The 20,204-nt window shown below is 46.8% G+C and carries 19 protein-coding genes; 8 read left to right on the forward strand and 11 right to left on the reverse strand.

Annotated features, from left to right (window positions below; all coding sequences use genetic code 11):
- Positions 1-182: 182 nt before the first annotated feature.
- The 4 genes from ACYVI1_RS25595 (at position 183) to ACYVI1_RS25610 (ending at position 6,088) form a co-directional block, all read left to right on the forward strand.
- Positions 183-632 carry a DUF922 domain-containing protein gene (locus ACYVI1_RS25595; protein ID WP_460913936.1) on the forward strand — a complete coding sequence of 150 codons (450 nt, stop codon included), beginning with the start codon at positions 183-185 and terminating at the stop codon, positions 630-632.
- A gap of 302 nt (positions 633-934) precedes the next feature.
- The gene (locus ACYVI1_RS25600; protein ID WP_460913803.1) at positions 935-3,373 is read left to right on the forward strand and encodes a PAS domain S-box protein; all 2,439 of its coding nucleotides are present in this window, start codon (positions 935-937) and stop codon (positions 3,371-3,373) included.
- Between the two features lie 272 nt (positions 3,374-3,645).
- On the forward strand, positions 3,646-4,098 hold the full coding sequence (locus ACYVI1_RS25605) for a hypothetical protein (protein ID WP_460913804.1): 453 nt from the start codon (positions 3,646-3,648) through the stop codon (positions 4,096-4,098).
- Between the two features lie 809 nt (positions 4,099-4,907).
- A protein-coding gene (locus tag ACYVI1_RS25610; protein WP_460913805.1) for an IS3 family transposase occupies positions 4,908-6,088 on the forward strand; the annotation gives its coding sequence in 2 pieces (ribosomal slippage) (positions 4,908-5,157 and positions 5,157-6,088; 1,182 coding nt in all).
- A 443-nt stretch (positions 6,089-6,531) separates the two neighbouring features.
- On the opposite strand, the gene ACYVI1_RS25615 is transcribed toward ACYVI1_RS25610, so the two are convergent.
- Together ACYVI1_RS25615 and ACYVI1_RS25620 are read right to left on the reverse strand one after the other, a co-directional pair.
- The gene (locus ACYVI1_RS25615; RefSeq protein WP_460913807.1) at positions 6,532-7,923 is read right to left on the reverse strand and encodes a DUF4932 domain-containing protein; all 1,392 of its coding nucleotides are present in this window, start codon (positions 7,921-7,923) and stop codon (positions 6,532-6,534) included.
- A 32-nt stretch (positions 7,924-7,955) separates the two neighbouring features.
- Positions 7,956-9,425, reverse strand: a complete 1,470-nt coding sequence (locus ACYVI1_RS25620; protein WP_460913808.1) for an IS1182 family transposase — start codon at positions 9,423-9,425, stop codon at positions 7,956-7,958.
- A gap of 75 nt (positions 9,426-9,500) precedes the next feature.
- Here ACYVI1_RS25620 and ACYVI1_RS25625 point away from each other — a divergent pair, with 75 nt between their 5' ends.
- The 4 genes from ACYVI1_RS25625 (at position 9,501) to ACYVI1_RS25640 (ending at position 11,264) form a co-directional block, all read left to right on the forward strand.
- A complete protein-coding gene (locus ACYVI1_RS25625) occupies positions 9,501-9,824 on the forward strand; it encodes a DUF7668 domain-containing protein (protein ID WP_460913810.1) in 324 nt (107 codons plus the stop codon).
- Positions 9,825-9,924: 100 nt separating this feature from the next.
- Positions 9,925-10,302, forward strand: coding sequence for an FEKKY domain-containing protein (locus tag ACYVI1_RS25630; RefSeq protein WP_460913937.1), 378 nt, complete (start codon positions 9,925-9,927; stop codon positions 10,300-10,302).
- A gap of 291 nt (positions 10,303-10,593) precedes the next feature.
- Entirely contained in the window at positions 10,594-10,962 is a 369-nt protein-coding gene (locus tag ACYVI1_RS25635) for a hypothetical protein (RefSeq protein ID WP_460913812.1), read from the forward strand.
- Positions 10,963-11,045: 83 nt separating this feature from the next.
- Positions 11,046-11,264, forward strand: a complete 219-nt coding sequence (locus tag ACYVI1_RS25640) for a hypothetical protein (protein WP_460913814.1) — start codon at positions 11,046-11,048, stop codon at positions 11,262-11,264.
- Between the two features lie 122 nt (positions 11,265-11,386).
- Here ACYVI1_RS25640 and ACYVI1_RS25645 read toward each other — a convergent pair whose 3' ends face one another.
- The 9 genes from ACYVI1_RS25645 to ACYVI1_RS25685 all read right to left on the reverse strand — a co-directional run bounded on the left by ACYVI1_RS25645 (position 11,387) and on the right by ACYVI1_RS25685 (position 20,147).
- Positions 11,387-12,511 (reverse strand): BT4734/BF3469 family protein, encoded by a 1,125-nt coding sequence (locus ACYVI1_RS25645; protein WP_460913815.1) that lies wholly within the window; start codon positions 12,509-12,511, stop codon positions 11,387-11,389.
- A 150-nt stretch (positions 12,512-12,661) separates the two neighbouring features.
- Positions 12,662-13,903, reverse strand: coding sequence for an AAA family ATPase (locus tag ACYVI1_RS25650; protein ID WP_460913816.1), 1,242 nt, complete (start codon positions 13,901-13,903; stop codon positions 12,662-12,664).
- 59 nt (positions 13,904-13,962) lie between these two features.
- Entirely contained in the window at positions 13,963-14,397 is a 435-nt protein-coding gene (locus ACYVI1_RS25655; protein WP_460913819.1) for a VRR-NUC domain-containing protein, read from the reverse strand.
- The gene (locus ACYVI1_RS25660) at positions 14,394-14,681 is read right to left on the reverse strand and encodes a helix-turn-helix domain-containing protein (protein ID WP_460913821.1); all 288 of its coding nucleotides are present in this window, start codon (positions 14,679-14,681) and stop codon (positions 14,394-14,396) included. Before ACYVI1_RS25660 ends, ACYVI1_RS25655 begins: the two co-directional genes overlap by 4 nt.
- A 161-nt stretch (positions 14,682-14,842) precedes the next feature.
- Complete coding sequence (locus ACYVI1_RS25665; RefSeq protein WP_460913823.1) at positions 14,843-15,832, reverse strand: hypothetical protein; 990 nt, start codon at positions 15,830-15,832, stop codon at positions 14,843-14,845.
- Positions 15,833-15,855: 23 nt separating this feature from the next.
- Entirely contained in the window at positions 15,856-17,211 is a 1,356-nt protein-coding gene (locus ACYVI1_RS25670) for a site-specific integrase (RefSeq protein WP_460913824.1), read from the reverse strand.
- Positions 17,212-17,870: 659 nt separating this feature from the next.
- On the reverse strand, positions 17,871-18,152 hold the full coding sequence (locus ACYVI1_RS25675) for a hypothetical protein (protein WP_460913826.1): 282 nt from the start codon (positions 18,150-18,152) through the stop codon (positions 17,871-17,873).
- A 222-nt stretch (positions 18,153-18,374) separates the two neighbouring features.
- On the reverse strand, positions 18,375-18,638 hold the full coding sequence (locus ACYVI1_RS25680; protein WP_460913827.1) for a hypothetical protein: 264 nt from the start codon (positions 18,636-18,638) through the stop codon (positions 18,375-18,377).
- A 72-nt stretch (positions 18,639-18,710) separates the two neighbouring features.
- Positions 18,711-20,147, reverse strand: a complete 1,437-nt coding sequence (locus tag ACYVI1_RS25685) for an NADP-dependent isocitrate dehydrogenase (protein ID WP_460913828.1) — start codon at positions 20,145-20,147, stop codon at positions 18,711-18,713.
- Positions 20,148-20,204: the final 57 nt, after the last annotated feature.

Consider the following 20,204-nt stretch of genomic DNA (forward strand, 5'->3'; position numbering starts at 1 on the left):
CTTCGGCCGAGTGCCCGTTTTTGCGTAAATTGACACTACCACAGCGGGAGCAGGTGTATTGTTTAACTTCGCTTATCATCGGGCTAAGATAAGTCATCAGCGGCTATCTTACCACTACCCTCTTTTTAACTGCTTTTATTGGTATAGCCAGTAAGGCCCAGAGCGTATATGCTAACAAAATAATTGCAAACGGAAAGTTAAGCTGGGAGGATTTTAGCGGCCCCGTAGAGGCTGATTCGAAGTACTCGGCCACGACCTACTGGCAAGTTAATTATACCTATAAAGTACTTTCGGTTCATGGCGATACGGTTAACCTTGATTGGCAGGTGTTTACTTCTTTAAAAGGAACTTCCTGGGTGCAACCAGATAAAAAAACTGATGAACTACTCCAACATGAACAAGGCCATTTTAATATAGGTCAATTATGTGCGTTAAGATTTAACAAGGTAATCAAGTCAACTATTCTATTAAAGAGCAATTACGTTGAAAAGATCAACCTGATTTTTAAATCGATTTTAGCTGAAGCGAATCAGATGGACTTGCAATATGATGAGGAAACCAATCATTCGCGAAATCGATCAGAACAAAAAAAATGGAATCAAAAAATTAATAGTCTACTTATAAATCCATAACGATTGGCGAACAACAGGGGCAAGTCCCTAAGGTGCCCTACCTCTCTGTTGCCGGCAACCGATACAGTGTCGTCGTTGGGAAAGAAACCTATTCCAAGCTACCTAACGACCGTAGAGGAGTTGCGGCAATTACAAGTAGAACTTAATCAGTCGGTTGATCGGCGGATACAGGATTTGGGTGGGTGAGATGCTGCCGGAAATCTATGCAGGGACGGTACCGCAACGCTAATCGTTAGAATTCGCTTCAGGAAAAGTATCTTCGCGCTGGTCAACCGCTTTTTATCCGGTGCAAATCTAAGCCAATGTCCGTTAGCCACCTTGATTTCCAGCAGGCCAAAGCCAATCACTTACTCTTTAAAAGCCGCCTGCGGGCAATCCTTTACGACGAAATGCCGGAGGAGCAGTCGACGGTTCTATCCCAATATGCCTGTGCGGTTGGCCGCTGGATTTACAGCCATGCCTTGATTGCTCATGAGGGTATATCCGAAGTGCAGACCCTTGAAGAGGTCCATGCCGCTATTCATACTACGGCCCGTGACCTGATTATCCTTTATCAGCAGGGAAGGGTTGATGAAGCCCGTCAGGGCCTGATTCGCATAGAGCAAATTGCAGATGAACTGGTCAATCTGCTGAATGTTGTCGAAGAGAAGGTAACAGCATCGGAGAATGCCCATCCCCAACAAAGGGAAACCTATGGCCAACCTGTGGTTAGTTTGTCAGAGTTGCTGGAAAAAAACCAACGGCTTGATGCCAAGATTAGCGCCCAGTCGAAAGAACTGCTTGAAAAGGAACGTATTTTCAAGGCAATCATGACGGCTTCGCCGGTTGCCTTGTGGATGTCCGACGCGAAGGGAGCTATCACCTATGTTAATCAAACCTGGATTGACTGGACCGGCCGACCCTTCGCGGCTCACCTGGGCGGGGGGTGGACCGTTTCCATTCTAGAGCAGGATCAAGCGCGAGCCGCTCAACAGTTCCTGTCCGACGTAGCCGCCCGGCAGCCCTACGCCATTGACTTTAGACTTCGGCGTCAGGATGGGGCAATCCGCTGGTGTACCGTGGCGGGGCAGCCCTGGTATATGGATCAGGGCACGTTTGGGGGCTACGCCGGTTCGTGTATTGATGTCACCGAGCGACGACTAACCGAACAGGCCCTTCACGAAAAAACGGAACAGGAACGGCAGCGGCTACACGATTTCTTCATGCAGGCTCCGGCCGCCCACTGCTTTTTGCGCGGGCCTGAACACATCTTTGAACTGGCCAATCCTGGCTATTTGGAGTTGGTAGGCAAACGCGATCTGCTGGGCAAACCAGTCCGGGAAGCCCTGCCTGAAATCGAAGGCCAGGGCTTTCTTGAACTCCTGGATGGGGTGTTTACAAGCCGTGAGGCCTTTATTGGCAAGGAACTGCCGTTATCGGTTGACAAAGGAGGGGGCGTCAAAACAGAAGTATTCGTTAATTTTATTTATCAACCCATTCTTAACCAAATGGGGGAAACCGATGGTATTTTAGTGTTTGCGTACGAGGTGACCGACCAGGTCGAAGCCCGCAAAACCCTACAAGAGAATAAGGACCAGTTGGCCTTTGCTATTGAGGCAACTGAGATGGGAACCTGGGACTATAACCTGGTGACGGGCTCCGCTCAGTGGTCGGCGACCTGTAAGCACTTGTTTGGCCTTCCCCCCGATGCGCCCGTTACTGCGAATCTGTTGCTGGAACGAGTCCATCCGGATGATCGGGAGCAAGTCCGTCAGGCGAATACCCGGATCTTGGGACCCCACAGTGACGGAGTGCACGACATCATCTTTCGGACCCTACGCGACGATAATGGTGAGCGGTGGGTGCATGCCAAAGGCAAGACGATTCTCAACGAACAAGGGGGCATTGTTCGTTTTTCAGGCCTTGTCTTCGACGTCACCGAGTTGAAGCAGAGTCAGGAAGCCCTGCGGCAAAATGCTCAGGCCTTAGAGCAGCAGGTACAGCAGCGCACTGAGCAGTTGCAAGTCTCGATTCAGGATTTGCAGCGTTCCAATGAGAACCTACAACAGTTCGCCTACATTGCCTCCCATGACCTCCAGGAGCCCTTACGCAAGATTCAACAATTTAGTGATCTGCTGAAGAGCCAGTTTAGCGATCAGTTGGGCCAGGGCGTTGACTATTTAACCCGGATGCAGTCGGCTGCCAGTCGGATGTCAACGCTGATTCGGGACTTGCTGAGTTTTTCCCGCATCTCCACGGGGCAGAACACGCCCACCAAGGTTCCCCTGGATAAGGTGATTGAGTGGGTGCTGACTGATTTAGAGTTGCTTATTCAGCAGACGGGTGGGGTGGTCGAGGTCAGTTCCCTACCAACGGTGCAAGGGGACCCCTCTCAACTGAGGCAGCTATTCCAGAATCTGTTGAGCAATGCGCTTAAATTCCGCCAGCCAACTGGGTCCCCAGTGGTTCGAGTAAGTGCCGGATGGGTAGCCGCTGAGACGTTACCCCTTGGCCTAAAGCCGAGCCGTGAGGCTATTGCTTATCATCACATTGAGGTGAGTGACAACGGGATTGGCTTCGAGGAGAAATATCTGGATCGCATCTTTCAGGTTTTTCAGCGGCTTCATGGCAAAAACGAGTTTTCGGGAACGGGCATTGGCCTGGCGATCTGTGAAAAGGTAGTAGCCAATCATGGCGGAGCGATTACGGCCACCAGTCAGCCCGGTCAGGGGTCTACCTTTAGTGTCTATCTGCCAGTTTAATCGGCGCGTATACGGCAACCCAAGGTACAGAAGTTTGCTCCCTTGTAGACACCAACCACCGCTCGAAGGATTGTCTCTGATTGAAGGAGTACCTAACGAACTTACCGTTCGTTTCCGAACTGCTTTCTTGCCGAATGTGGTCCTTCGCCTGACTACTGGCTCAATCCAATAGCCAAGACGACATCACCACTAAGGGGTAAAGGTGCCCTCACACCGGCTTTGGGTGTCGGGTAGGTTTACATATTTGGACTTATATAACTGGATTTTTCACTATGAAATCAATCATCTTACTCATGGCTGGCATACTGTTAAGTGCTCAGCTAATTTATGCGCAAAATTCTGCCTTAGCTCAAATTTATATTCATCAATTAAAATCGACTGGAGACGGATATGAACTGAGAACTACCTTAAATCCAGATAGCCCGATTGAAATTGGCAAACGTGGAAGTGAGGGCTATGTCTTAGTTGAGACTGATGCGGATAGTTTAGGGTTTAAGCTTAAGAATAACAAAACGATCTATATTCATTTTAAGCGTGGACGGACTTACTACTATCGTCTTGTCGCTAATTACTTGCAACCAATCAGTTACAGCCCTAGCCCTATTACGGTAAATGAAGTGACAGAACAAGAATTCTGGCTTAACATCTATCTTAATAATCCTACATACCGACACTATCTTTTAAAAAAGGATTCAGGATTAATTTTGCAAGAAGATATTAAATAATTCTAAGATCTTAAGCTTATATAATAGGGCATTCTCTTCTATCTTATTTCACATAACATAATCTGAGTTATAAAATTAGTGTAAGAATAATATGACGTTTGGCCTACCTAATCAGGATAGGCATTATTGTGTTTACCAAGGATTAAGCGGGAACGTTAAGGCAACGTAGGGTAAACCGATCCGATTACGAAAACGATTGTTATTAGCTACTTGATCTGGGTTGGCAATAGCCATTTCAGTGGTCAACCATTGATAACCTACTTTCAAAGCAGTATTGGCTGCTAGGTAAACGCGCCCATATATCTCCGTGGTTAACATGCCGCGATCATGATCGCCTAAAAGCTTCACATTGACTCGTGTGGGCGATGCGGACTGAAAGACATCTTGACCTTGAAAGGGCTTTTGTATGGCTTGACCTAAGGAATCTGTGTGATTAAAAAGACCAGTAGACGAATAGACTCTACCCACTCGGGAACGTCCTAAAAAACTGAAACCCAGTAAGTCTATGCTGGCTCCAAGTTGAAATCTACCCAAATTCCACTCGGCCCGAATACCTAAATTTAGCGAGGTCTGTGATAGGTGACTAAACTGAACAGTATCAATATTTTGAACCCGAGTAAGCCGGGATGGAGCTGTGTAATAGGCCAGGTTATTACCATAAAATGCCCTTAATCGAGCTGTCCATCCAATCAGCAGGGACCTTTTTCTGGTGAGGCTTGTCAGCTCATAATAAGTAAGACTAGGATTGAGGTATGGACCTGCTACCTTTAACTGGACATTAAGTTAAGCATGATCTAACTTAGTGAACTATGAAAACCAGGAGGCAGTACGATGAGGAATTTAAACGAATGGCAGTGGAGTTGGCCGATGCCAAAGGCTCTCTGAAAGTGACCGCTGATGAATTGGGCATTACGCCACAGATACTAACCCGATGGCGCCGGGAACGAGTGGCTTCTCAAAACACCGGAGCCGGTAGCCGGTCTCAAGTTAGTCAAGAACAACAAGAAATAGTACGTCTGAAAAAGGAGCTTAAACAGGCCGAATTAGAGCGCGATATACTAAAAAAGGCGGTCGGCATCTTCTCCAGGAGCGACCGCGCGGCGGACCGTGGGAAATATTCGGATTTATAAAGGCTCACCAACGTGAGTTCCCCGTTGAGACGATGTGCAAAGTGCTACAAGTAAGCCGCAGTGGCTACTATTATTGGATAGCCCAACGACCTGCTAAAAGAGCGAAAGAAAATGAGGCTATCCTGGAGTTAATAAACACCGCATTTACCGGCAGTAAAGGTCGATACGGCAGTCCGAAAATCACCCATGATCTTGTCGCTCAAGGTGTAAGCGTATCCCGGCCCCGCGTAGCCAGACTGATGAAGAAGGCTAATTTGAAAAGTGTCATTCAGAAAAAATATGTGGTCACTACTACAGACTCAAGGCATGACTACCCAGTAGCAGAAAATCACTTAAATCGCCAGTTTAATCCGGTAAAACCGGGCCAAGCCTGGGTGTCCGATTTAACCTACATCCGTACAAATGAAGGCTGGCTATATTTGACGATTGTCATGGATCTATATGATCGCAGAATTATAGGCTGGTCATTAAGTACATCGATGAAGGCGGCTGAAACGACTATTCCTGCCTGGAAAATGGCCGTTAAAAACCGCCCTATCGAAGGAAGGCTCATCTTTCATTCTGACCGGGGAGTTCAGTATGCCTGTCATGCGTTTACGGGCTTACTAAAAAAATGCCCGACTGTTTTGCAAAGTATGAGCGGTAAAGGAAACTGTTGGGATAACGCCGTAGCGGAAAGTTTTTTTAAGACGCTGAAATCAGAGATGGTCTATCAGCAAGTTTTTCAAAGCCGAGCGGTAGCTAAGCAGTCAGTGTTTGAATACGTGGAGATTTGGTACAATCGTCAGAGAAGGCATTCGGCGCTGGGCTATCTTTCCCCTTTTGACTATTATAATGGGCAACTGCAAAATGTTGCTTAAAGATTTGTCCAGTATTTTGTTGCAAGTCCAGTAATCCTTTTTGAACCCAACGCCTAAATCGATTCCACCGCTCAGTCCCCCCCCGAACCGCAAAGCTTTGTTGTTCAACGATTGATTGACTTTGTGCTTGGCCGACTATAAGCGTTAACAGAGCTATTAGAAGTGGATTTATCTGAAGGGTACAACTCGGCATTACAGGGTAGTGGTTTTAATCCAGTTCAAAAGTAAAGCTTCTGAGGGTTATAACGTTACTCTAAGAACGATCACTATAGACCTGTAAAAAGGTAAAGTACAATAAATGAACATTCAAAACTTTAGCCAATGAATGTATTTTTTAAGTGTCCCTTTTATAATTATGAATATATTAAGAGACTTAGATAAGAAGTAAAGTAGTAATGCAAGCGCAACCAAAACTCCTTAAAATACAATTCCTCTAAGGTTATTTATTGTACGTTCTTCGCCCATTTCAACATTGTTGGGTACAAATCGGATACAGTTTCCCCTGACTTTCGACTTTCATAAACCCGTTGTAATTCGTCTAAGAATGCTTCAAATCTATAGAAGCCACGCTGAGAACCATTGAGCTTAACACGCGCTTTACGCACCAACTCATACACCTCAAGTGGGTACTTATCTTTGATGTATAGTAGATGTACAGCATGGGTCATGTACTCATTGAAGACTTCGTAGGCACTTCCGTAATTGTCAGCATCGCCTTTCCTTACCCATTTTTCACGATCACTAAAAGTATCGTTTATAGCCTGAAGATTTTTGTCGCTGACTGGATTAACAAAGTTGTGGTCAATCTCGGTAAAGACAACGCCTGAGTACAACCCCTCAATTTGTGGTTCTGTAAGTTTGCTTCGGTCGAAACCTTTAGCATCGCAGATGAACATTAAGCTCTCTTGATAACCCTGATCGGTAAATTTTTGTGCTGAATGCGCGCCGCTGATTAAGGGTGAAAACACCACCCGCTGACCATCGTAGCGAATACCGGGGAACTGAACCTCGAGCCAATCTTGCATTTTTTTAACCGGTAGCAACCGACTTACATCAGCAATATCTTTCTGATAGAATGGCTGATGATTCGTGTAGAATTTTTGAAAGCTTGACTTCTTGACGAAATCACCCCACTGGTCGGGGTGCTCAGCCATATCGTTACTTCTTGGATAGATATTTTCGTACACCCCCCGATTGGCAAGCTGGCCGCTTTTAGTTAATTCCATTGCATATGCGTTCTCGCGGGTGCCATAATAAAAATTATAACCGTCCTGTTTTAACCGTTCGTTCAACCGCACAATTAGAGGGTGTTTAGAGAATGGAGCAAAATACTGTTTCACTTGCGAGAAGTACTCACCAGACTGCTCAGTCATATTGACATCTTTCTGGCCCTCTTCCGTCAGAGCCATCGCAATGTTTGCCAGTTCATAGGCTTCTGGAATCTCATAAGTAACTGTACCTCGAAATCGTCGTTGATAAGTCGGTTGGTAATGTGCAGTCAGAGAGCCGGAGAAATTTACTTGTATGTACTTTGTCTTTGTCCCGTCAGTCAAAGCAATGCGTTGCGAAGGAAGTTTACCACCGTTATGCTCGACGGTAATTCTTTGGTTTCCTGTGGCAAACACAAAAAAACAGACTTTGCCTTCGTGCTTTTGGGGAGCGTTGTAATTATCGACGGAATCCATTTTAGAGAATCGCACAACTGCGGCCGAGTTGTTAGCGTTGAATTCCCATCGAACTGTATCGCCTTGGACTCGAAGTAGGTATGTAACTTTCGTCTGAGCGAAAATAAAGTAAGGCAGGGTCAAAAAAACAGCCAGTAGAATGCTTCTCATGAGAACTAAAGTATAAAGTATTAAAGGTCAATCTACCCATTAACTGTTGTATAATGACCGTGGCTGTTGCAAAAGTAGATGAGTATAAAATAAAACTGATCAGGTATTGGTAGAGCGATTACCATTCCGCTTTGTTCAACGGGAGTAAAGCGTAGGTACTTCTTCAGATTGTACGCCATAGCTGCCATATACATCACTTTAGCCGCAGCTTCGCGGCTCCGAGTATTGATTTGACGAAGCCCATAGTAATTGATCAGACTACCCAAAACCGGCTCAACTGTCGCTGACCGAAGCCGTATCATACGCTTGCCTAATCGGCTCGATAACCGATTCGTCATTCGCTCATAATAGGCTTTATAGGATGTGTGATGGAGTCGCTTTTCCTTGGCTTTTTTACCCTTGCACTGCTCATGAATGGGACAACCATTACAATCGGATGCCTTAGCCATGTAGCGCTTCTTGGGGTTGCCTTGCTTATCAACGACCAGTCGATCAAAAGCTAATCGTTTGCCTTGACTACACGTGTAACTATCACTCTTGGCATCGTAGCGAAAACCTGACCGCTCGTCTTTGTACTCGCCATGAGGAGGAATGAAGCTGGTCAATCCCCTATTTTCTAATAGTTCATAGTTTTCTCCTGAGCTATAGCCTGCATCAGCCACTATGTTACTCATGACTACGCCAAAACGCTTTAAGCGGTCCTGAGTCGTATCGACAATGGGTAGTAAGTTGCGGCTATCGCGACGGTCGGCAGAGCCTGCCTGAATAGGGGTAATCACATGTTGAGCGGCATCAACGCTTACACTCGTCATATAGGCTAACTGGCGAGGCTTCCCCGTCTTGAAGGCAATGCGGGCATCGGGATCAGTGGGGCTATAATGGGTAAGATTGCTCAGGAGTTGCCCTGCTTTATTAAGGGCTGCTTTCTGAATATTGGTATGAAAACGGTGAATGTGCTGTAAGCGATCCGCGGTAGTGGTTAGCCGGGGAGTGCCTGGTTTCCCTAACGTAGTACGATTTACCTCAGAAGACCAGATGGAAGGCTTTGGCTTTAGCCGACTCATCGATGCATTCGCTTTGATATAGGCCGAATCAACCACCTGAGTATGGCCACTGACGAGTCCCTTGTGGATGCACAAACCCACAATATGGGTGAAGCAAGTTTCAAAAACAGAAACCGGGATGCGTTGGCGAGTGCGGGAGAGGGTGCTGTGCCAGGGTAAAGTCTGCTCGATGTCATAGCCTAAAAAGGCGCGAATGCCCAGATGCAGGTTGGCCAGTTCCAGTAGCTTACGATCCGAAGCGATATTTTCTAGGTGACTAACCAACAGCAACTTAACAAACACCACGGGATCAATCGATGGACGCCCAATCGCACTATAAAAGGGTTCAAATAGCGGCCTGATAAAACTAAAATCGACAACTTCTAGCAATTGCTGGTAGTAATGGCGCGCTGGCACAAGTTTGACCAGCGAGGGGTTCGATGGATGATAGCCTAGCATAGACTGTTAACCTATCAAGACCTCAATGAGTTACTTTTGCCCCAGCGACCTTAAGCGTTTCTTTGATAGTCTAAAATGAGCTATTTTATTCGTCAAGTCCTTGCCAGCATAGTAAGTAATCTTATCACCGGCAATTATACGGCTATCATGGACGCAAGTGCAATAAAAAGATGCTCTGCAGAAGACATCAGCCATGAGCTTTCAACTTATCCCGGCGTAATGACAGACCCGCCAGAATCTGCTTATGAGGACCTGCTTGTTATTGATATTGACGATTCAAATGAACAACTCGTCCATTTTGACTTATGGTTTGAGGGCAATAAAGCAGATTTGCAAATACTTGTGTTGGTAAACGAAACCTTAGGTAACTATTCTTTTTGGGATATCCTTGTCCCCTAACCTGATGGGCCTTTTGCAACAGCCACTGAATTTATGTTAAGAAATGTTAATGGAGAGTATAACGTCTTGTCTAATCGTGTTATCTATCCAAAATCATATCATGGTCGCTCGATCAGTCTGTACCATCCTACTTCTTCTGTTAACCAGCATCGGCAGTGTGCCTGGGCAAAGCTCGAAGCGTTGTGTATCCTACAACTCATCAGTAGCCCAGCAAGACGTCACCAGTGATAAACCCAGATTGCTTCTACAAGGTGGATTCGCACCCGTTAGGCGTGCTGAAGATTCGTCTATCGAGAAACAGTTTGGCTTCATGTACGAAGATTTTGGGTGTGTAAGGCCAGCCGACGATAGCTGTCTACGAGAATACAGCCAAGTTGTGTTTACCTACTTGGATAAGAAGTATGGAATAGCTTGGCGGACTAGAGTTAGGAAAGACGTCTTGTTTCTGACGGTTTTTCCTAACCCATCCAACCAATAGCCACTTGTTCTATAATCTACATTATGATTACTTAAAGCCTCGATTCAACAAAATATAACCCAAGTGACGGATTTTGTACGAAACTGCAAAGCGACCCGACTATCGCAGTACAGTATGAGCGGTATAATACACATCCGTAGTGCTACTAATCAGCGTAGTGCAGGTTGGTTGTTTGCTATGTGAGATTAATAGGGTTAAAAGTAATGGGGACTAACCATTGCCTGTTTTCCTCTTCGCCTATTGTCTCATAATGGTACAATAGCTACATTTACTTACCTATCAGGCGGATATATGGTACATATAGACAAATCCAGAAGCGCGGCTTACCAGCTACGCCACAATGCAAACCCGTATGTGAGCGCAAAGCAGGCTTGTAGTGCGACAGTCTACCAACCCGACGAGTACACCCTGTCCCAGATATGTGCTCTATCGGCCAGGGCCATCCGGGTACTGATGATTCTGGCGAGTCGGCACGACCCGACGACGGGCCTGTGTCACTGTTCCAAACTGGACATTCAGAGATTAGTGTCCATGTCCCGGCCTAACCTCTCCCACGCAACGGGTGAGCTGATTGATGCGGGCTTGCTGGCTAAAGGCAAATCACTGGATACGTATTTTCTGAATCCAAAAGCGTTCAAGCCCGTCACTATACACCTATAACCTCCCCTCGACCATGATCAAGTCAGCGAGAGGGAAGTAAATAGCCGAGTTTGGTAACTTTGTAGACCTAAGCCCGAATGCTGATGAAATCACCTCGTACCTCAAAGAAGAAATCCAGCACGCCAGTCAACTCACCGAAGGGTTTGCACTTGGGTCGGCCCTACCACGAGCAGAGGCACTTCTCCGAAGCGGAATTATTAGAGATGCAAACCAATCCGGTAATGTTCGAGATCGACCCTATAGCGATGCAGAAATACAAAGACTCGCGGGCCAGTTGTACAAAGCAAGTGCTGGCGAAATAGAGGGCGATGTGGCGGCTGAAAGTTGCGAGGTAAAGGGTCAACCCAGAAATTGGTAAAAGTAACGGCCCGGCGGCTTGACCCTACTGCGTGTTATGGTTGGGTATTGTAGTCGCTATGGGTAATTAAATCGTTGTTTCGGGTGGCCAGATATGTTCGTCATATCCATCAGGAATAACCGCCCCACGAATGAAGCGAAGTGTTTTAGCAGCATCCCATGCGAAGAGAGCGCGGGGCATTGACTCTCGATTGGCCGGTTTAGAAACCCGCGTATCTTGATATTGTTGCGGCTTTTCCTGCCATTGGGAGACACCAGGAAGCAAGTCTTTCCATTCGATACCGATTCGTTGACAGTAGTAGAAGAATGTTCCCAGCGTAGCCCTTGAATTGGCTTTTAAACAGGCTGTAAACTGCTTATCAGGGTTGTGCTGGTGATTCGTGTAATTCTCGCTGACTCGCTGAAAATAATCCCGGCCTGATTCACCAAAGGCATTGGCCAAGCTACACCCGACTTGGTACCACTCGCCGTAACTTTCCCCTAAATACGTTCCCCGTCGCAGTACCTCCCCTATACAAACCTCAACCCGTTGCCGATCTTTATCTGCATCAGAGCTGTAACTAAAGTCCTGCTGCAGCTCTATTACCGGCTCATCATATACTGCCAACGGCACAGCAGAATGATTAATATAGGCCGTAGGGTCAACTGAGTAGCCGCGCGTTCGGCTCACATCCCGGCAGGATTTGTCAATAGTTAACCCCCGGTTTTTAAACAGCCGCTTCAAGGCGTCAAAATGCTGCTCATGCCGGTCAGGATAAGCAACGGGAATTAAACCCCAAATACCCCGACCTGAAACGGATAAGCCGCAGTAGGCAATGTTTATATTTTTAGCAAGCTGTCGTTTCAGGAATTGCCAATCGGTAAAGTGGGGGTTATCCTTTTCATCTAAATCAAACTGAATCAGTCCGCTGTGGTTCAGTAAACTTTCCTTCTCGACATGGCTGAACGTTCCGCTTGGGCAAACAACGGGAAGTGTTTTCTTGGCCCTGTCACGTTCCTCTTTTGTCTGCATGTCCCGAATCCGCTCCACCTCTTCAACATACGTGCAGTCGGTCAACCATTCGTACAGGTTTATGTCGGTGGGAGTGCTTTTAGCAAAATAATTAGTACACCGACTGACGACAACATTCAGACAACTTTCTATAACAACCATAATTTCAGGACCGATTTTAACAGAGTTTCCAGTTTCCAAATCCCTTAGTGTGCAGGAAACTGGAAACTATTTTATGTGCTGAAAATCAACGCCTTAGATTGGAGAGATTTTAACACAGTTTCCTGCTGTTTTTGCTGAACCCACGAAGGCTTATTTAGCGAGTTTCCAATAGTTTCCTACAGGAAGCTTTTAGGAAACTTTAGCTTCGTTATCAGTTTTAGGACCAAAACGCGCTTCGATTTTCGATATATACCCTTTTGTCCAGCCCAACCTGTCGGCCAGGGCCTGCCCTTCAAGCCCGCTCTTTCGGGCCTCCTGAATTTGAGCGTATTTGGCCTTGCCCTCTGCGTCGGGGTCTTTAGGTTCCTTCGGCCTGGCCAAGTGATCAAACGGTACGCGTTCGCCGGTATCCTGAAACAGAAAGTTTTCAAACGTTAGTACGTAGCTGGATTCCTTATACTCGCTTGGAAGATAATTTCCTTTTGTGATGCAGAGGTGCCTTTTATCGGGGTCGTGATAATCTTTCCGAAGCTCCATCAACAGGCGCATTTTTGCTTCAAACCCCTGCCCACCGATTGCGTTGTGTTTTGACGGGACATCATCGTCAGTACGCTTGCCTGTATGGTGGAGCCACAGCACCAGGCATTGGTGCTTTTGGGCAAGCTGGCTGTAATCGTGCAAGAACTGGCGTATCTGATTTGACTTGTTGGCATCGCCCGTGTAGAGGTCGCCAAATGCGTCGATGATAACCAGGTCGGCGGGATTATCGGTTAGGCGCTTGTCTAACTGTTTTAATAAGTCGTGGGTATCAAAAATAAATCGCAGGCCATTACCATGAGCCGGATTCACGCGAAGCGATTTGTTCAGACGTTTTAGCAAAATAGACGTTGCCATCTCATCGTCTTCGGTACTGACAAAAATTGCGCTTCTCCATTTGGCCTTAACAAGATGCCCCAAAAAATTATCTTGCGTACAAACACAAAAGGCTAACTGCCGGAGTAGTGATGACTTTCCCGTGTCTGAACTACCGACAACAGCGGCAAGGCCGACTTTAGGCATTATCTTACCAATCAGACAAGGCATTTCTTCGGCCTTCCGGTTCAATAAATCCTCGGCTGTAATTTCTCCCTCGTATACTGGTCTGTTAAAGTCGTCACCGTCGGGAATATTTACCTCTTCAGCGGGTTCATCAACGGGCTTATTACCGCCTTGTTGTTCTGATTGGGCCGATTTGTAGACCGTTGTTGCTTCCACCATCGTTCTTGCCCGGCCTTTACTTCGGTCCTGACTTTTGGCCGCTCCCTCGTTAGAAAATTCGTAGTAGGGTTTGCCCGAACGAAAATCAAGTAGAAGCCAGACTGAGCCGTTGCCTGCGGTGAATTTACTGGGTATTTTGCTTTGAGTATCTGCTTGATTCTGATTAACTTGCATCGTCTTTTTAGGTTTTTACGGGTGTCCGCTCTGGTAGGTGTGACGCCCGTTTTTTTGAGTTAAGCGAACGGCGGGCGGGTGAGGTTTTCGTACCAGGAATAGAGTTGCTCGAATGATCGAACTTCTACGAAATAACCGGGTGAGGACTCAATCTGGCGGGCCACGTCTTTCTGTTCTGCACTCAGTTTTTCGGAGCCGACCTTAATTTCTATGCCAATAAACAGGCCGCGAATGCAGCCGATAACGTCAGGTACACCCAGCGTTGCGCCAGATGGTCGGTATCTCCTCAATTTCTCATCGTAAATACCGCCTGTATTGATTCGGGCGCAGAAATGGCTATTGAGTTTTAGCCATTCCAAAACGCACGATGTTAATCCGTTGGCAGTGCGGTCGTCAAACTTGGATTTTGGAATATAATTGGCGCGAACGGACGGGTATTTTGCGGCCTTCGCTTCGTCGGCAAGGCGGTTGAGATGGTGTAAGGCCGTGTTCATGCGTCAGGACCTCCTATCGTTTCACGTTTCCCCTCGTCCAAATATTGCAATAATTCGGAACGTCGAAATGTGAGCCGGTTCCCCCGTTTTTTGTGAGGCAGTTTTCGCTCCGAAACGAGCGTGTAGATTCTTGCTTTGCTGAGCCGGGTAATTTGTTCGGCTAACTCGATTCCTCCTATTTCATCAGCAACAGGGGCGCTTACGGCGAGTTTGGCTAAGATTTCGCGCTGATTGTTTTCGATAACGGACAAGCGCTTATCGAATAATTCGTTGTAGTTGGTCATTGCTTACTGTGCTTGGTTTTACAGCAGCAAATGAAAACAAAACCAAAAAACCGGATTAAGTGTCCGAGTTCCTGTTAGGCAGTATGAATGATAAACAACTAATTATCAATCATCTACCAACGATAAAGTCAAAAACCGGATGAACCGTATTTGCAACCGGACTACGGGTGGTAAACTATTCTATCCATCATTTTTTCACTGCTCAGCTTCTTATTTTCCTTTTTCATGTGTAGATAGTCCTTAAACGTTTCTGCTGTATATGGCTTTCCGTTCGGTTTAACAAACCAGTAGGCTAACCATTCTCCTATATCGTTTTTTGTGTAATCAACATTATTAATATGTCCAGCTTCATAGACTTGGCAGAAGTAATTAGCTAATACCTTCGCTTTGGTTTTACTGTGAATCTTCTCAGTAGGCGGATCAAGTTCTAACAGGTCTGATAGTCGGGTATTATTAGTCTCATCTAAATCAAAGCTTAACTGTCTTTTTATTACTTCCCTCTGGGCTTCTTTAATAAATAGGGTTTTACAGTCTGGAGGGGAATCCGCTTCATTCGGCTTGTCGTTTTCCTGTGGTGTTGAGGTGGGCGCGGTAGCCGTTGCATTCTGATCGGTGGCGGGTGTGCCGGGTAGCGGGATATTATCCGGTACTGACAACTTAACCGGTTCGCCTAAAGCCGTTGTAACAGTCCGGGCAATGACCTTCAGGTCTTGGGCAAATAGTAGCAACAGTTCATGGTATTCGTTTGGAATTAAGCGATCATTTGTCAATTCTTCTTTTCCTTTTATCATGACCGAGTACCAACGGTCGGGTATATCACTTGTCATTCTCCTTACTTCTTCAATCTCATTGGCGACAATAGTTTGCAAGGGACACACCTGCTCGTTTAATAATCGCCTTAACTGTGACTTGTAAGACTGCAGGTATTCTTCTCCTCGCTGGCTTAGATTTTGCTCAATCTCATTAGCAAATGGATTTTCGCCAGCGTCTTTTTCTTTATCGAAGTATAGCCAGTAAAAACGCAATTCCTTCCACCCGTTTAGCGCGGTTATTCGTTCTGGATAAAACACCAGTTCAGACCGTAGGTCTATCTGTAGTCCATGAAGTTTTTCAAAGAACTTGGTTCGTATGGTATGATTCTCAGCCAACATGATAAACGAGTATAGACGTGTTATTACAGCAACCCATCATAGGCAGCATCAACGGTTTCCGACGCGAATGAATCCAGGTAGATAGCAGTCACAGCCTCGGTCTTGTGGCCCATTGCCTGACTAATCACAGCCGTAGCCGTGCCATTCTGCCGTAGGATATTTCCGAAGCTGTGCCGGGCAACATAAGTAGTCAGCGGGGTTTTTATCCCGGCCCGTTCGCCAATTTGTTTAAGGTCTTTATTCACCTGACCTAAAATCTTATGGAGTCGGTTATCAACCTGTTTTTGCGCGGGATGCAGTTTGGTGTTCAGGATAGGGAAAACGTAACTGTCGAGGTCGTTGTTAGTGTCAGGGCGGTATTGCTCAATCAAAGCAAGGGGCGGACCTAACAGCCGAATTGAAAACTTACCGCCTGTTTTCTGTCGGATGTAGGTCAGCCTGGCAAAGCCTTCGGCATCGGTGGTGATATTGCGCCAGCGAAGTTTAGCCATGTCAACAAAGTTTATCCCCCCGCAATAGAAAGAAAATAGAAATATGGCCCTTGCCAGTGAGAGCCGTTCGACCTCAGCTGCATTCTTAATGCCTGCCCACTGACCGGTAGCCGAACCTGTTGGTATAAAGTTTTCAACCTTACGAACGTCATCCCGGCTAATGGCCCGTTTCTGGGTTGAGATGTCAAACTTGCCGATACTGAATTTATGTTTTTCGGCTACGTTTCGGGCAAAGGGGTAATGCTCTGGTTTGGCTACTCCCTCGGCAATGGCTTTATTAAATACAGCACGTAGGGTTCGGTAACGGTTGCTTAGGGTCGTGTCTGTATTGCCCCGTCCACGGAAAAAGTTTTCTAACTGATTGCAGAATCGTACTGATACGTCACCAAAGGGAATGTCTTTCTTTTGGGAGCCGTGTAATTCGTGCAGGAAGTCAGCAAGTTGATTTTTAAGGTCTCGATAAATTATGCTGTTTCCCTTTTGCCGGGCTGCAACCATTGCCGTAGCGAGTTGGTCAATGTAAGCCAGTAGCGTAATGCTACGGGCCTGTTTGCGGCCTTCAATGGCCTTGCTGGCCACGCTGGTTGCGTCGTGTATCTCATCGGCATCCGCTAAGGTATCAGCGGCATTACTGTACTTGTGTTCCCACTGCCGCAACTTCCTTATCAACTCCTCGCGGTAGGGTTCAGGGTAGCTTTTGCGAATCTCTTTTTTCTGCGGGTTCCAGAACTTCGGGTTTAGGCTTAGGCCGGTTGCAATGTATTTTAATTTCCGGTCTTTTGTGATGCGAACCATAAACGGGTGGCTCCCGTCAGCTATTGTCTTACTCGTATAATAGACAACTTTAACGGTTGCTTTTCCTTCCTTGTGGTCTGTTGTCTTTGCCATACCCAACCTGTTTAAACCGGCTGTTCTGGTTTAAACAGTGGTTTAAACAAATATAATAAATAATACTGTATCCACAACAAACGACAATAACCCAATACCAATAACTCACTGATTTACAGTAGAATTAACAACTGATAACAAGTTATAATTAGTATCAATGTTATGCCTTACAAGCAGAGGGTCGGCGGTTCGAACCCGTCAACTCCCACTATAGATAATCAAGCACTTAGCAGGTAATGTTAAGTGCTTTTTTGTTTTCTCCTAATACCATTACTAACACAACTCACTCTATTGACACCATTAGCAACACCAAAGCCCGGCTGGTAAGCTGTCGGGCTTTGGTGTTGCTAATGGTGTCAATAGAGTGTCTTAGCCTGATATAGGTTGTCAATTTTCACCTAAAATTGACAACTATGCAAGACCACATTCGCGACCTGCCCAGCCGCTTTCAATACATTGAGCAACTCACACCACCGATTCCAACCACCGCGCCTACAAAGATATCCTAATCTACTTATTGATAGGGCGATACAGCTCCCAGGCAGGTTTGGCCGGTCCGCCGGTGCGGTCGTCGCTGGGCTATAAAAGCCCGCAGCAAGTTGAAGGAGAGAATTACACAAAAATTGCAAGGGGAGTGCCGATAAACCCGACTCTCTCAATTAATCATCCGACAGATAGATATCTATTCCTGACGTAATTATCAATCTCTTATTTTTTGATTTGGCTTCTGAAACCACCTGCAACACTTTTTCTATTTCCTTTTTTAATTCGGGAATCCTTTTTTGAGCGATTTCATCGTGCTTTCCAAACCGTTCTTGTGAACTGAAATTTCTCAATCGATGGAAATTGATTTTGAAAGAAAAAATATTCAGTAAAATCTCCCTGGCTTCTTCTTCCGAGAAATCACCCTCGATTAAGGTTAACGTGTCAAGTTTATTCATTTTTTCTGCTTGTTATGAGTTGAAAGATTGTCAGAGGCAAAAGCACCGGGTATGGTTCCTAAGCAGGGAGTTTTATTAGTTGGGCTACCTGACCCAAAAGCAGCAAACAGGGTAAGAACCAAACACCAGTCGTCGACCGGCGATGCCGTCATCAATGACGCAGCCCGAAACGACGTTCCTGAATTCCGAACGCCTAGCCAGTAGCCAGGTCTTTTTCAGGGGCTATGGGGTATGTTCATCAACAGTCAGTACAATCTCGGCTTGTAAACTTACGCTGTGCCGGCCATTGGCAGCAATGTGCTCCCGGGCTTCCTGTAGGTTTCGCTGTAACTCTTTAATGCGCTTCTCGCGGGATTTAATATCCTCTTCACGATCAGAAGCCTTTATCTGCTCTTCCTGGTAGCTCACTTTGACATGGGTCATTTTTGTCAGAATAGCTAAGGCATCCTGCGGGCTGAACCGCCCATTGATTAATTGGAGTTTCATGAGAAAATGAGTTGAATGAAAAACGACACCTGACTAAAAGCGGTAGGGCTATTTTTTGTAAGCCCCCATTGGCTACTGCCCCTGCCCCATGGAGAAGGCAGGTTTGCTGGCGAAGGCGTAAAGATTTTCGGTTTTAATCGTGTCGATACCGTTGGCAAAGGCTCTCGATAAAAGGCTGATAATAGACTCCTTATCGATGGGCTCCCCGTGAGTGGGCAGAAAACGGCACCGCCAGTGGTCGGTGCAAAACGTTTCCCGGAAGCCGTTGGGCCACACCTTTATTCCCCGGTTAGTAATCATGCTCAGCGGCAGTTCGGTCGTTGCCACTTCACCCACCAGCGCAGCTAGTTCATTCGGATCGCTACCCGGCCAGTGGACAAACACATCCACCCCCAACAGGTCTTTTTGGGCTGCCCCCCTGCGGGCATAGGCCGGTAAGTCAAGAACCTTCGTATGCCGGTAGGACACCGGTGTCAGGGTCATCGGCTGCTGTCCAAGCCGGGCGATCACAGCCTGGGCAAATTCCTTTGTTCCTGCCTTTTGTCGGCTGATGCCCTCTTCATACAGGTCGTAGGTATGCACGCCGTCTTCGATGGTTTTAAGCCAGGCATTCTGCACCCGCTCGGCAACATGGGCCTGCCCAATGTGATTGAGCATCATAATAGCGCCCTGCAATAACCCCGACGGATTGGCCATGTTCTGTCCGGCCCGCCGGGGAGCCGAGCCGTGAATGGCTTCAAACATGGCGCACTCCTGACCTAAATTGGCCGACCCCGCCAGCCCCACCGACCCCGCCAGCTGAGCCGCCACGTCCGATAGGATGTCCCCATACAAGTTGGGCATCACAATCACGTCGAAGGCCTGTGGGGTATCGGCCAGTTTGGCGGCCCCAATGTCTACAATCCAGTGTTCGTTCTCAATGTCGGGGAAGTTCGGGGCTATCTCGTCAAATACCCGGTGAAACAAGCCATCAGTCTGTTTCATGATGTTGTCTTTGGTGAAGCAGGTAACTTTTTTACGGCCATACTGCCGGGCGTAGGCAAAGGCGTACTGCACAATTTTTTCGCATCCAGGTCGGCTGATCAGTTTGAGGCACTGGACGACTTCGTCAGTTTGCTGGTGTTCAATACCGGCATACAGGTCTTCTTCATTCTCGCGGATGATGACCACATCCATGCCGGGATGTTTGGTTTTAACGAACGGATGCAGGCTCATACAGGGCCGTACATTGGCATAAAGCCCCAGCATTTTCCGAATCGTGACGTTGAGGCTTTTGTAGCCGCCCCCCTGGGGGGTTGTAATGGGTGCTTTAAGAAACACCCGGTTGCGCCGGATTACCTCCCAGGATTCAGTCGAAATACCGGACATGTTTCCGGCCAGGTAGACCTGCTCACCTACTTCAATCTCATCCAGTTCGATCTGAGCGTCGGCGGCCAGCAGAATGGCGAGGGTGGCATTCATAATCTCAGGGCCGATGCCATCGCCCTTCGCTACGGTTATTCTGGTCATTTACTTAGTTAATGAAAGATGTGCTGCAAAGGTGTGAGGAGATTAGTATAAGTGAAA

The organism is Spirosoma areae, assembly GCF_054781775.1.

Coding starts and splice junctions, on each gene's coding strand:
- ACYVI1_RS25600 (WP_460913803.1), top strand. CDS start 935: ATGTCCGTTAGCCACCTTGATTTCCAGCAGGCCAAAGCCAATCACTTA.
- ACYVI1_RS25615 (WP_460913807.1), bottom strand. CDS start 7,923: ATGAGAAGCATTCTACTGGCTGTTTTTTTGACCCTGCCTTACTTTATT.
- ACYVI1_RS25680 (WP_460913827.1), bottom strand. CDS start 18,638: ATGAAACTCCAATTAATCAATGGGCGGTTCAGCCCGCAGGATGCCTTA.
- ACYVI1_RS25655 (WP_460913819.1), bottom strand. CDS start 14,397: ATGAACACGGCCTTACACCATCTCAACCGCCTTGCCGACGAAGCGAAG.
- ACYVI1_RS25670 (WP_460913824.1), bottom strand. CDS start 17,211: ATGGCAAAGACAACAGACCACAAGGAAGGAAAAGCAACCGTTAAAGTT.
- ACYVI1_RS25640 (WP_460913814.1), top strand. CDS start 11,046: ATGAAATCACCTCGTACCTCAAAGAAGAAATCCAGCACGCCAGTCAAC.
- ACYVI1_RS25635 (WP_460913812.1), top strand. CDS start 10,594: ATGGTACATATAGACAAATCCAGAAGCGCGGCTTACCAGCTACGCCAC.
- ACYVI1_RS25675 (WP_460913826.1), bottom strand. CDS start 18,152: ATGAATAAACTTGACACGTTAACCTTAATCGAGGGTGATTTCTCGGAA.
- ACYVI1_RS25630 (WP_460913937.1), top strand. CDS start 9,925: ATGGTCGCTCGATCAGTCTGTACCATCCTACTTCTTCTGTTAACCAGC.
- ACYVI1_RS25685 (WP_460913828.1), bottom strand. CDS start 20,147: ATGACCAGAATAACCGTAGCGAAGGGCGATGGCATCGGCCCTGAGATT.
- ACYVI1_RS25605 (WP_460913804.1), top strand. CDS start 3,646: ATGAAATCAATCATCTTACTCATGGCTGGCATACTGTTAAGTGCTCAG.
- ACYVI1_RS25660 (WP_460913821.1), bottom strand. CDS start 14,681: ATGACCAACTACAACGAATTATTCGATAAGCGCTTGTCCGTTATCGAA.
- ACYVI1_RS25665 (WP_460913823.1), bottom strand. CDS start 15,832: ATGTTGGCTGAGAATCATACCATACGAACCAAGTTCTTTGAAAAACTT.
- ACYVI1_RS25625 (WP_460913810.1), top strand. CDS start 9,501: ATGAGCTATTTTATTCGTCAAGTCCTTGCCAGCATAGTAAGTAATCTT.
- ACYVI1_RS25650 (WP_460913816.1), bottom strand. CDS start 13,903: ATGCAAGTTAATCAGAATCAAGCAGATACTCAAAGCAAAATACCCAGT.
- ACYVI1_RS25620 (WP_460913808.1), bottom strand. CDS start 9,425: ATGCTAGGCTATCATCCATCGAACCCCTCGCTGGTCAAACTTGTGCCA.